Source organism: Streptomyces sp. OZ13 (assembly GCF_052068155.1).
Classification (GTDB): Bacteria; Actinomycetota; Actinomycetes; order Streptomycetales; family Streptomycetaceae; genus Streptomyces.
Map to the genome: position 1 here is coordinate 543,301 of NZ_JBQHCZ010000004.1, position 11,615 is coordinate 554,915.

Below are 11,615 nucleotides of genomic sequence, written 5' to 3' on the forward strand. Positions count from 1 at the left end.
GGTGGACGGCACTGTCGGCGCCCTCCGCCACAATGGGAGACCGCAGCAGGAAAGGGCGGTGACGGCACATGGCCGTATGGGACGACTTGGTCGGCCAAGAGCGCGTCCAGGAGCAGCTCTCCGCCGCCGCGCGCGACGCCGACGCACACGTCACCGCTCACGCCGCGGGGGAGCCGGTGCCGTCCGCGTCGAAGATGACGCACGCCTGGCTGTTCACCGGACCCCCTGGTTCCGGACGCGTCACCGCGGCGCGCGCCTTCGCGGCGGCCCTGCAGTGCACCAGCCCGGACCGGGCTCTGGGCGGCACGCCGGGGTGCGGCTTCTGCGACGGCTGCCACACAGCCTTGATCGGCACGCATGCGGATGTGAGCTGGATCGCTGCCACGGGCACGCAGATCCTCGTCAGCGACATGCGGGACACCGTCCGCAAGTCGTTCACCGCGCCGGCGAACGGCCGCTGGCAGGTGATCCTCGTCGAGGACGCCGAGCGGCTGAACGAGAAGTCGGCCAACGCCGTACTGAAGGCCGTCGAGGAGCCGGCCCCCCGCACGGTCTGGCTGATGTGCGCGCCCTCCGTCGAGGACGTGCTGCCCACCATCCGCTCCCGGTGCCGTCACCTGACCCTCCGTACGCCGCCGGTGGCCGCTGTCGCCGACGTGCTGATCAGAAGGGACGGCGTCGAACCGGATCTCGCGGCGACGGCGGCCCGCGCCACGCAGGGGCACATCGGCCGCGCCCGTCGCCTGGCCACGGACGAACGGGCCCGGGCCCGCCGCATGGCCGTTCTCAAGCTGCCCCTGCGCGTGGAGGACATCGGCGGTTGCCTGCGGGCCGCCCAGGAGCTGGTCGACGCGGCCGCCGACGACGCCAAGCAGGTCGCGGAAGAGACCGACGTCAAGGAGACCGAGGAGCTCAGGGCGGCGCTGGGCGCGTCGGAGGGCGGCCGCATGCCGCGCGGGACGGCCGGCCTGATGAAGGAGCTCGAGGACCTCCAGAAGCGCCGCAAGACCCGCACCCAGCGCGACAGCCTCGACCTCGCGCTCACGGACCTCACCGGCTTCTACCGGGACGTGCTCGCGCTGCAGCTGGGTTCACGGGTCGCCCTCGCCAACGACGATGTGCGGGACTCCCTCGACCGCATCGCCCGCGGTTCCACACCCGAGGGCACCCTGCGCCGGATAGAGGCGATCGTCGCCTGCCGTGAGGCGCTGGACCGCAACGTCGCGCCGCTGCTGGCGGTCGAGGCGATGACCGTCGCGCTGCGGGCGGGCTGACAGCGTCCGCCGACGGCATCGGCACAGAAACATCGTCCGGTTGACCGGCTCACCCGTGCGAGCCGGGACGGGCAACGGCTGCCTCCTGCTATTACGCTCCGTTGAATGGACACCAGGCGCCTGCTCCGCACGTTCGCCCTCCCGCTGGCCACGGTCGGCCTGCTCGCCTCCGCCTGCACCACCGGCGGCCCGACCGTGAGCGGGCCCGAGGCCCCAGGCGCGGCCGGCGGGTCGGCGCCCTCCGCCGCCCTCGCGCCGTACTACGGGCAGAAGCTCGACTGGCGCGAATGCGGCGTGCCGAAGTTCGAGTGCGCCACTATGAAGGCGCCGCTGGACTACGCGAAGCCCGAGGGCGAGGCGATCAAGCTCGCCGTCTCCCGCATCAAGGCCACCGGGCCCGGCGAGCGGCTCGGCTCGCTGCTGGTGAACCCGGGCGGCCCCGGCGGCTCGGCCGTCGGCTACCTCCAGGCGTACGCGGGCATCGGCTACCCGGCCCCGGTCCGTGCCCGCTACGACATGGTGGCCGTCGACCCGCGCGGCGTCGCCCGCAGCGAGCCCGTCGAATGTCTCACGGGCCCCGAGATGGACACGTACACGCAGGTCGACCAGACGCCCGACGACGCCGCCGAGGCGGACAAGCTGGAGCAGGCGTACGAGAAATTCGCCGCGGGCTGCGAGAAGCGCTCCGGGAAGGTCCTGCCCCATGTCTCCACCGTGGACGCGGCCCGTGACATGGACGTCCTGCGTGAGGTTCTGGGCGACGAGAAGCTGAACTACGTCGGAGCGTCGTACGGCACCTTCCTCGGCGCGACCTACGCCGAGCTGTTCCCCGACCGGACCGGCCGGCTGGTCCTCGACGGGGCGATGGACCCCGCCTTGCCCGCCCGCCAGCTGAACCGCGACCAGACGGCCGGCTTCGAGACGGCGTTCAAATCGTTCGCCGCCGACTGCGTCAAGCGGGCGGAATGCCCCCTCGGGAAGAAGTCCGTCGCCGACGCGACCGACCGCCTCAAGGACTTCTTCGCGAAGCTCGACGCCTCTCCCGTGCCCACCGGAGAGGACCGCGAGCTCAGCGAGTCCCTGGCCACCACCGGCGTGATCGCCGCGATGTACGACGACGGCGCGTGGCCCCAGCTGCGTTCCGCGCTCGCCGCCGCGCAGAATGGCGACGGCGCCCCGCTGCTGGCGATGGCCGACAGTTACTACGAGCGCGAGCCGGACGGGTCCTACGCGAACCTGATGTTCGCGAACGCGGCCGTGAACTGCCTCGACCTGCCGGCCGCCTTCAAGACCCCGGACGCGGTCCGTGCCGCCGTCCCCGAGTTCGAGAAGGCCTCCCCGGTCTTCGGCCGCGGCTTCGCCTGGGCCGCCCTGAACTGCGGCCACTGGCCGGTCCCCGCGACCGGCGAGGCGCACCCCATCGAGGCGAAGGGCGCGGCCCCGATCGTGGTCGTCGGCACCACCCGCGACCCGGCGACCCCGTACAAGTGGGCCCAGAGCCTCGCGGGTCAGCTGTCGTCCGGCCGGCTCCTGACGTACGACGGCGACGGCCACACCGCGTACGGCCGGGGCAGCGACTGCATCGACACGGCGATCAACACCTACCTCCTGGAGGGCAAGGCCCCGCAGGACGGCGAGCGCTGCTGAGGCCCTCGTCAGGGGCGCGCGGGAGGTGGTTCGGGGCACCCCCAAGAACCCTGTAGACTTGGCGCCGCTGCTGATGAGAGCGTGTCCTCGGCGAGGACGTGTATCTCCCGGCAGCTTGCCGCCTTAGCTCAGTTGGCCAGAGCAACGCACTCGTAATGCGTAGGTCTCGGGTTCGAATCCCGAAGGCGGCTCCATGGAAACCCCAGCCCAGCGATTCGCTGAGCTGGGTTTCTTCGTTCAGCGGACACGGCGACGGCGGCGGGAGCGGTCCGCGCGAGTAGTGGCGGTCTCAGTTCTGGTCTCAGTGCGGCCCGGAATCGGGCCCGGAGGCGCGGGGATGAAGAACTCGCCCATGCGCCGCATGGCATCCTTCGACAGGTGGGACCGGCCTTTCACGTACCGCCGCGTCTGGCTGATCCGGGTGTGCTGCCAAGGCGCCACAGCGCATACGCGTGCCAGGCCTCCTGGTTCATGAGGTAGTGCGCCTGGAAGTCCAGCGGCAGCCGCAGTGGGGCCTCCACAGGACTATGGCCCTCGTCTCACGGACGTCTTCGAACACGGTCCTCTTCGTTGAGGGATTACAGGGACTGATCGGCGCGTGCGCCGGTGTGCGTTCACTCAACGGTCGAAGGAGCCGAACACGCATGCTCGGGCTCACGAAGGTCACGCAGAGAGGTTTCCTTGTAGCAAGCAGTGATAGCCGCAGGCGTCGGCAACTGCGATGACCTGCCGCTATCCAGGCCGCGCCGTGGCATGTCACGGACAGCCAACGGAGGGTGCACCAACACTCCTGTCCCGGAGACCGTGCGCGGCCGCCGGCTGCTGCGCGCGATAGAGCGCCAACGTCCCTGCTGCAGAGGGCTTTAGGCCTCATGACTCCGCGGTCGGGGTTCTTGGTGTCGACCTTGGCCTCGGTCCAGGGATTGAGGTTGGCTGCGGCCGCCTGGAACAGCGGCTTGCCTGGGCTCGGCACAGCGTAGGGCTACATAGCCGTTGTCCTCGAACAGCTTCGCCCAGCGATCCCAGCTGCTAGGCAGCAGCCACAGACCGTGGACGAACACCACTGGCTGGCGGCCGGTCTGGTTCGCGCGCTGGCACTGCTCCAGCTCGTGCTCGGTGATCGTCTTGCCGTCCGGCGGGGAGTTCGACCCTGCGTCGATCATGGCAGTTCCTCCTGACGAGCCGGGGCGAGTCTTCTGCCGAGCGGGTTCGTCTGTTGGTGCCTCAGCCTGTTCCAAGCCCGGCGCGCAGGAAAGCGGTGGCCTGACCGATAGCGGCTCGCGCGGCGTGGGTCTCGCTGAGGCCATTGAGCAGCATGAAATCGTGGATGGTGCCGTCGTAGCGCACGGTTGTCACGGGGACGCCCGCTGAGCGGAGCTTGGCGGCGTAGGCTTCTCCCTCGTCGCGCAGCACGTCGGCCTCGTCAACGCACAGGTATGTGGGCGGCAGCCCAGTGACCTGCTCGGCGCTGGCCTGATTCGGAGATGCCGTGATCTCGGCGCGCTGTGCCGGGTCGGTGGTGTAGGCGTCCCAGAACCACTCCATCGCCTTGCGGGTGAGGTAGTAACCGGTGGCGAACTGCTCATATGACGCGGTGTCCATCGCCGCGTCGGTGACCGGGTAGTAGATCGACTGCTGCAGGAAGGTGACGTCGCCCCGTTCCTTCGCCATCAGCGCCAGCGCGGCCGTCATATTGCCACCCACCGATTCGCCGGCCACCGCCATGCGGCCGGCGTCCAGGCCCTTGGACGCCCCGTCTCGGGTGATCCACTGGGCGGTGGCGTAGCCCTGCTCGATCGCGGTCGGGTAGCGGGCCTCCGGCGAGTTCGGGTACTCCACGAACGCGAGCGCTGCGCCGGCACCGACAGCGAGCTCGCGGACGAGCCGGTCGTGGGTTCCAGCGTTGCCGAGGATCCATCCGCCACCGTGCATGTACACAATGACCGGCAACATGCCAGTAGTGCCCTGCGGCTTGATGATGCGTACGCGGACGTCTCCCACCTGGGCGGGAACCGTGATCCACTCTTCGTCGACGGGGAGCTTGCTGATCGGGGCAGACTGCGCGTCTACGAGGATTTTCCGGGCATCAGCCGGCGCCATCTCGTACAAGAACGGCGGTTTCGAGAATGCCTCGGCGACATCCTGTGCCGCAGGCTCAAGGACAACGCTGGTGGCAGTCATGACAGTACTCCTCACGCGAAGGCTCAGACATGGGCTCAGCCAGGAGCGTGCGGCGCATCCTCGGCGACAGCTCGTCACCCACCGGTTCTTCCTGATAGCCAAGCAATCGCGGTCTGTTGGCTGTCCGCCGTTGCGGCACGTCTTCACGTTCGTGACGTTTTCTATCTAACACCCACAGAATGGGCATCTCCAGCGCTCGGTGGTGGCGCGGCTCCTCTGCGCCTTCCCGGGGCATCGCCTGGGGAGCAAGCGTCGATAGCTTCTGATCCCGCCTGCTGGCCGAGCTCGGCACGGTCCAGAGCTTGGCGGCAGGCTGTCTGCTCATTGGCGCCACAGGCTGACACGAGATCGGTTTGGCCTCGCCGGCGTTGTCCGCTTGGCGGACCCTGCGCAAGCGGGCTACGCGGGCCGGCGCGGGAGGATTCAGCTGAGTTCACGTGCGCTCCGGATGGTCAGCCCGCCCACGTGGATGAAGGCACGGCCGAGCGTGCCTTACGCAGTTCTCGAGCCGTGTCTTCAATGGCCGTCCGTTCCTGCTCAGGCAGTGCTTCCAGCGTGCACCGCATCTGGTTCAGGAATTAGTTGTAGCCGGTGATCCGTTCGTCGAGGCTGCGGATGCCCCAGTCGGCGGCGCCCATGGCAAGGGGCTGCTTCCTTCCGGCCGGCAGCTCGGCGACCTGCTGCTCCAGGGGTTGAAGGGTTCAGGACCGTAGAAGTCGCAGTCGGCGCATTGGAATCGGATACGGCAGTGCTGGCCACCGGCTTCTCTTCTATGCACCGTGTGAGATCTGCGCGTTCGGGATGAGGAGCGAGTGGATGACCGCTCTTGGCGGCGTACGGCTTACGCATGTCTCACCCGAAGACACCTGTCGCCCGACCTCTTGCCCATACCCACATGCAGGGCCAGAAGATATCCGTCACGTCACCGACCATGACCGATGGTGCCCTCGATAACGAGCGAGATGCCGATGCCCAGCATCCAGACATCCTTGGCCAGCGGGACCCCCTGCTCAGTGGGGCGCAGGCTGCCCTCCTTGCGCATGCCCGGCGCGCGAAGGTACAGCCCGAGCGTGCCGGCAGAAAACGCGGTCAGCGCACCCCCCGCAATTGCGGCAGGGACCACAGGGAGAAGCAACGCGGCTGCAACGGCCAACTCCCCTGCAGAGAGGGCCCGGGTGAACCGCTGGGCGTCGAGCTTGCCCAGGAAGGGATATGCGGTGGTGGTGAACTGCTGCAGTCCCTCAGCGGTGGCCTGATCCGCGCCACGTTTGGACAGCCCGGAATTCAGGAAGAACGCTCCGACGCCAAGTCTGAGCGGCAACTGCCGCGCTGCGGATCGCCATGCGGAAGCGGATGTCATGCAAGCCTCCCAACCACCTGCCCCCGCATACCACCCTCCCATCGCACCGAAGCAAGTCAAACGCGGCCCCACTGCCTCGTGTGCGTTCTTCGGTCTCGGTGCAGTCGGTGAAGACACGACAGCACAGGGTCGCCGTATGCCGCTGCACCCAAGGCCGGATCCTTTCCGGGCCTCACACCGCCGGGTTTCACATGGCGCCACGCTCATAGTTGAGGCCCTCGGCGCCAGCACACATGGCGGCAGCCGGCGCCGCCCAGCGCCGCCCGGGGTTAGGGAGCCGAAAGCAGACTCAGAAGCGTAGGTTCCGCCGCCCTTCGTCTCACAGCCGAACTGGAGGGCGCGTCGTACCGGGCCGGCCGAGTCTGTCCGCCGCCCGTTCATCTCAGCAGTCCAACTTGGTAGACGGGGGCCGACGCACGACGGCGGGACAGGCCCCGCGGGCCGCAAGCGCGCACGGACATTGCTCCGGACGTGCGTAGTGGGCCGTTCTAACCCGCTGACGCCGTCTTCACTCGGCCGGACCATCACGTCGCGCCGCACGGGTGCGGTGAAGGCAGTGTCATCAGCAGTCATCCCCCATAGAAAGAGCGGATATGAAGCACATACCGCGCGCTACCGCCAGGCGGATACTCCCCTTGGCCGCCCTCGTCCCCGCCGTCACGCTGTTGGTTGCCACCCCGTCCATGGCGTCCGAGAGCAGCGGCAGCACCAAGCCGACCGTCGTGCTGGTGCACGGTGCCTTCGCGGACGCCTCGGGCTGGAGCAAGGTCATCCAAAGCCTGAAGGCCCAGGGGCATCCGGTGATCGCCACCGCCAACCCGCTTCGCAGCCTCTCCGGCGACTCCGACTACCTCGCTGCACTGCTCAAGACGATCAAGGGTCCCATCGTCCTCGCCGCCCACTCCTACGGCGGCGCTGTCATCACCAACGCGGCGGCAGACAACCCGAACGTCAAGTCCCTCGTCTACATCGCCGGTTTCGCGCCGGACAAGGGCGAGACCACCCTGGAACTGGCGGCCAAATTTCCTGGCAGCCGGTTGACGGACGACCCACAGGCACCCGTCCCCACCGCTCTGAACGCCGTTCCCCTCGGCGGCGGTCCGAACGATGTCGATCTCTACATCAAGCCGGAGAAGTTCAGCGACGTCTTCCTGAGCCACCGCGTCGACCGCAGCCGGGCCGCTGTACTGGCCGCCTCACAGCGACCGGTTGGCACTCTCACCGGGAGTGAACCGACCAAGGCCGTAGCGTGGAAGTCGGTCCCCTCGTGGTACCTGGTTGCCACCGACGACCGCACGATCGGTACCGACAACCTGCGCTTCATGGCCAAGCGGGCCAGCTCGACCACCGTCGAGGTCGACGCCCCGCACGACGTGATGGAGACGAACTCCGGCGAGGTCACCGACCTGATCCTGCAGGCGGCGCAGGGCTCCCGACCCAGCCTCGCCCAGACCGGAACCGGCGAGCGGGCCATCATCCTCGGGGGCGCGGCGGTTCTGGCAATCGCCGGGGGTGTGTCCCTGGTCGTCCGGTCGCGCCGCGCCTGATTGGCGTTGGCCCGTAACGTGGGCCGGAGGGCGGTTGCGTCCGTCCTCCGGCCGGGCCCTATCGGCGCGGTGGGCCTTGCGGAGGGGTAGGCGCAGCGGCCCGCGCGGCAGCGCACGGCCGTGGACAGGTGGAGATCGGCGCGTATCTCGTAGCAATCCGTAGCCGCTTGAACTGGACCCAGCAGGTCCTGCCCAAGGTCGGAGCCGTGGGCTGTGCCCTTGCGGGCGATCTTCGGTGTGATGCGCCGGGCCCGGAGCCGTCGTAGTCGTAGCCGCGGTCGGCGAACAGCTGGCTCGTGGCCGCCCGCCTGCCCCTGCTGGAAGCGGGGTATCGCATCCAGCAGCGGCACAGGACGAGGCACGCGTGGCGACCTGCCCTACGCGTACCGGTCGGCGACCAGGCGGGCGCTTGATGGAGACACGATGCGCGGACTTACGACAACGGTCCCAGGCGGCTCCATCGAAACCCCAGGTCGGATGATCTCCGACTTGGGGTTTTCTGCTGTCCGGGGCATGTTGCCCCGCAGACGGAGATCACGAGGGGGACATGATCACGGGACTGGTGGCCTTGGACCTGCCCGCTCCGGCGCGGCTGCGTGGACGCCGGGCCGCGTTCGCGGCGGTCTTGGCCGCGCGGGGACCGAATGCCACGTGCCGTGCCGACGGGCGCGTCTGGCACTTCGACGACAGCGGGGGCAACTGGCTCGAGCTGCATCATCTCGGCGAGGGCCGTGCGCTGCTGGTGGGTCACGACCACGAGTACTCGCAGACGTACTACGGCCCCGCTGCCGAGGAGTTCGGCGAGGACGAGACCGATCTCCTCGCCGGGGCGCCCGACTGGTGGCGGCCGGTCGTGCGGCAGACCTTGGAGGCGGACGAATACGTGGGCTTCGTCTACGGCTTCGACGCCGACGGGTGGAAGCGCGCCGCGTACAGCGTCCCCGACGGGTTCCACAGCGTGGGCCTGCCCGCCCTGACCATGGAACGGACCCGCGAGAGCATCGTCGCGTTCACCCGCGACGCCCCGGGGCTCGGTGGTGAGAGCGCCCGCCGGGACGCCATCGACGCGCTGGTCGCCGCCGACGGCGACGTCACCGAGGCGCACGTGACCGCCGTCATCGGCAGGGGCGGCTGGGACCCTGCCGCGGGCGCGGCCGCGGCGAGGAAGTTCCTTGCCGTGTGACCGGGACCCGCACTCCGCCCGCCGCGCGTGCGCAGGGGCCCGGTCGGTCCGGTGGCGGGTGCGGCAAGGTCAGCGCAGGTCGAGGCGCATCAGGATCCGGGGGTGGCCGGCCAGCACGGAGGTGGTGTCGGCGGCCTTGGCGAAGCCGGCGCGCTCGAAGTTCTTGCGGATCCCGGCGTACGCCATCGTCAGGTCGACCTTGGCCCCGCCGTTGTCGAGGGGGTACGCCTCGACCGCCGGGGCGCCGTGGGCGCGGGCGAACTCGACCGCGCCGGCGATGAGGGCGTGCGAGATCCCCTGCTTGCGGTGACCGGGGCGCACCCGGATGCACCACAGCGACCAGACCGGCAGGTCGTCGACGTGCGGGATCTTGCGGTTGCGTGCGAAGGACGTGTCCGAGCGCGGCGCCACCGCGGCCCAGCCGACCGGTTCGTCGCCGTCGTAGGCGAGCACGCCCGGAGGGGGACCGGTACGGCACAGCTCGGCGACGTACTCACCGCGGGCAGGCCCCCGGAGCTCGTTGTTGAGCTTGGACGGGATCCGGTAGCTCAGGCACCAGCAGACGTTTGCGCCGGGCGCCTTCGGGCCGAGCAGGGTCCGGACGTCCTCGAAGACCGAAGCCGGGCGAACTTCGATGGTCATGGCACCACGATGTCACGGCGCTCACGGCGACGCCGCGCGATTCCCGGCGGAGGATCCGCGACCCCCGGGCGGTCCGGGCCGCCCCCACGGCGGTCCCGGCCGGGACCGCCGCACCGGCCTCACCGGCCGGGTCCCGGCGGCGCGGGCGCCGGGGCGGGCCGGGCCCGGGTGGGAAGAAATCCGCTGCGACCGATTTCACGTGCGTTTCACCGGAACCGGGTGCTGTCCTGTTGATGCCAGGCCGATTGTGGCCCCCGCATCCCCCCTTTTGCCGATGCCCGCCGGCCCGCATGATTTACCCGTCGCGCCAGAGCGAGGGGGTGAGCGGAAAAGGAAAGAACGGGCGCCGGGCGGTAGTTGTCTAACCAGTGGCGTGGGATGCCGGCGCCGTGCATCGATGGGCTCCGGAAATGATTCCGGAAGGTTCCGAATTCAGGGGCTTCACCCACCGGTGGCGAGACCCGACGAGTGACGAAAACCGATGGCACTGGAGGTGCCATGAGCGGTCCTTCGTTCTATGGAATCCAGGAGCGTCAGGACGGCACGGTCCTCGTGACGTGGGGATGCCGTCCCGTTCTGTCCGTGCGCAGGCCTGCCGAGGTCAGCCGGCTCAGCAGCGAGCTGAGCCAGGGTGACGTCCAGGAAGTGCTGGCCCGATGGGCCGGCCGAGCCTCGAAGGAAATGGTGTGAGCGACGAGCGCATTACCCCTTCTGATCCGGGCCCGGCACTGTCGTCCGCGCTCGAGCAGTACGAGATCGACCTGCCGAGGATTTACGCGCACGATCCCGACCACGCGCATTCGGGCCATGACGCCCGGGGCGCCGACGATCCAGCGATGCGAGGGCTTTGAGCAGCATTCGCTGCGAACGCCCGCGTACCGGTTTCTCATTTCAGCAATTCTTCCCTGCACCGACACCATATCTGGCACAAGGAGAATGCTCATGACGATCGAAGCCGTATCCCCCGCCATGACCATGCGCGACGCCGCTGCCGCGCTGCTCGCCCATGGGAACGTCCCCGGTCCGCACGTCGACATGGACGAGGTCGCCCGTATCGACCGGATGATCGCCCGGCACCGGCTCACCCTCGACGAGAAGCTGACGGCCGCCAAGCGGCAGTACTCCGCCGAGCACTACGCCCGCACCACGGCGCTGCTGCCTGCCGAGCTGATCTCCGAGCTGCGGGCCGAGGCGCGCCGGCTCGCGGACCTCAACACCCGGCGGATCGACATCACCGTCCCCGTGACCGGTGATACTCCCCGCAGGCTGGGCAGCCTGCCCAACTCGCTGTTCCAGGAGCAGAGCAAGCTGTTCACGGCCCTGTACAACTCCGTGGAGTTCCGCTCCGTGCTCTCCACGGTGGTCGGGACGCCGGTCCTCGACGCTTCCTTCGAGGACGAGAAGATCACCGGCACGCACCAGAGCCGCGTGGGGGACACGCACGGCTGGCACTGGGGCGACCACGAGTTCGCCTTCATCTTCATCGCCGAGGCGCCCTCCATCGAACACGGCGGCATGCTGCAGGCCGTGCCGCACACCGTCTGGGACAAGAAGAACCCGGCCGTGCACGAGAACCTGGCGGGCGGCACCATCCGCACCTACCACCACGAGGGCGGCGAGTCGTACGTCTTCAAGACGGACACCACCCTGCACCGCACCGTTCCGATCCAGACGGAGGGCGTGGAGCGGATCATCGTCAACCTGACCCTCGCCAGCCTCAAGGACTGGCTGGAGGAGAAGTCCTACGAGACGACCAACGCCGTCTACACGGACTGAGGAGG

10 protein-coding genes, 1 tRNA gene and 1 pseudogene are annotated in these 11,615 nt (G+C 69.1%); 8 read left to right on the top strand and 4 right to left on the bottom strand.

The features are described 5' to 3' along the window. Positions 1 to 68 precede the first annotated feature (68 nt). The 3 genes from ACTMTU_RS12770 (at position 69) to ACTMTU_RS12780 (ending at position 3,115) form a co-directional block, all read left to right on the top strand. Positions 69 to 1,274, top strand: a complete 1,206-nt coding sequence (locus ACTMTU_RS12770) for a DNA polymerase III subunit delta' (protein ID WP_441263576.1) — start codon at positions 69 to 71, stop codon at positions 1,272 to 1,274. Between the two features lie 105 nt (positions 1,275 to 1,379). Further along, positions 1,380 to 2,921 carry an alpha/beta hydrolase gene (locus ACTMTU_RS12775; protein WP_441263577.1) on the top strand — a complete coding sequence of 514 codons (1,542 nt, stop codon included), beginning with the start codon at positions 1,380 to 1,382 and terminating at the stop codon, positions 2,919 to 2,921. Positions 2,922 to 3,038: 117 nt separating this feature from the next. After that, a tRNA-Thr gene (locus ACTMTU_RS12780) sits at positions 3,039 to 3,115 on the top strand. A 43-nt stretch (positions 3,116 to 3,158) separates the two neighbouring features. Here ACTMTU_RS12780 and ACTMTU_RS12785 read toward each other — a convergent pair. The 3 genes and pseudogenes from ACTMTU_RS12785 to ACTMTU_RS12795 form a co-directional block, all read right to left on the bottom strand. Beyond that, positions 3,159 to 3,350: pseudogene (locus ACTMTU_RS12785) on the bottom strand (tyrosine-type recombinase/integrase); the annotation flags it as partial. 795 nt (positions 3,351 to 4,145) lie between these two features. Beyond that, on the bottom strand, positions 4,146 to 5,102 hold the full coding sequence (locus ACTMTU_RS12790; protein ID WP_441263578.1) for an alpha/beta hydrolase: 957 nt from the start codon (positions 5,100 to 5,102) through the stop codon (positions 4,146 to 4,148). A 922-nt stretch (positions 5,103 to 6,024) separates the two neighbouring features. Then, the gene (locus tag ACTMTU_RS12795; RefSeq protein ID WP_441263579.1) at positions 6,025 to 6,462 is read right to left on the bottom strand and encodes a hypothetical protein; all 438 of its coding nucleotides are present in this window, start codon (positions 6,460 to 6,462) and stop codon (positions 6,025 to 6,027) included. Positions 6,463 to 7,055: 593 nt separating this feature from the next. Here ACTMTU_RS12795 and ACTMTU_RS12800 point away from each other — a divergent pair. Continuing rightward, on the top strand, positions 7,056 to 8,009 hold the full coding sequence (locus ACTMTU_RS12800; protein WP_441263580.1) for an alpha/beta fold hydrolase: 954 nt from the start codon (positions 7,056 to 7,058) through the stop codon (positions 8,007 to 8,009). A gap of 547 nt (positions 8,010 to 8,556) precedes the next feature. Next, positions 8,557 to 9,192, top strand: coding sequence for a proteophosphoglycan 5 (locus ACTMTU_RS12805; RefSeq protein ID WP_441263581.1), 636 nt, complete (start codon positions 8,557 to 8,559; stop codon positions 9,190 to 9,192). 69 nt (positions 9,193 to 9,261) lie between these two features. Here the strand turns inward: ACTMTU_RS12805 and ACTMTU_RS12810 are convergent, their stop codons facing one another. Further along, positions 9,262 to 9,834: a GNAT family N-acetyltransferase gene (locus ACTMTU_RS12810; RefSeq protein ID WP_441263582.1), complete on the bottom strand. Its 573-nt coding sequence runs from the start codon at positions 9,832 to 9,834 to the stop codon at positions 9,262 to 9,264. 498 nt (positions 9,835 to 10,332) lie between these two features. Between ACTMTU_RS12810 and ACTMTU_RS12815 the strand changes: the two genes are divergently transcribed. The 3 genes from ACTMTU_RS12815 (at position 10,333) to ACTMTU_RS12825 (ending at position 11,610) form a co-directional block, all read left to right on the top strand. After that, positions 10,333 to 10,524 carry a hypothetical protein gene (locus tag ACTMTU_RS12815; RefSeq protein ID WP_441263583.1) on the top strand — a complete coding sequence of 64 codons (192 nt, stop codon included), beginning with the start codon at positions 10,333 to 10,335 and terminating at the stop codon, positions 10,522 to 10,524. After that, positions 10,521 to 10,685: a hypothetical protein gene (locus ACTMTU_RS12820; RefSeq protein ID WP_441263584.1), complete on the top strand. Its 165-nt coding sequence runs from the start codon at positions 10,521 to 10,523 to the stop codon at positions 10,683 to 10,685. The genes ACTMTU_RS12815 and ACTMTU_RS12820 overlap by 4 nt, the downstream gene beginning before the upstream one ends. A 91-nt stretch (positions 10,686 to 10,776) precedes the next feature. Beyond that, positions 10,777 to 11,610 carry a HalD/BesD family halogenase gene (locus ACTMTU_RS12825; protein WP_441263585.1) on the top strand — a complete coding sequence of 278 codons (834 nt, stop codon included), beginning with the start codon at positions 10,777 to 10,779 and terminating at the stop codon, positions 11,608 to 11,610. The last annotated feature ends 5 nt before the right edge of the window (positions 11,611 to 11,615 follow it).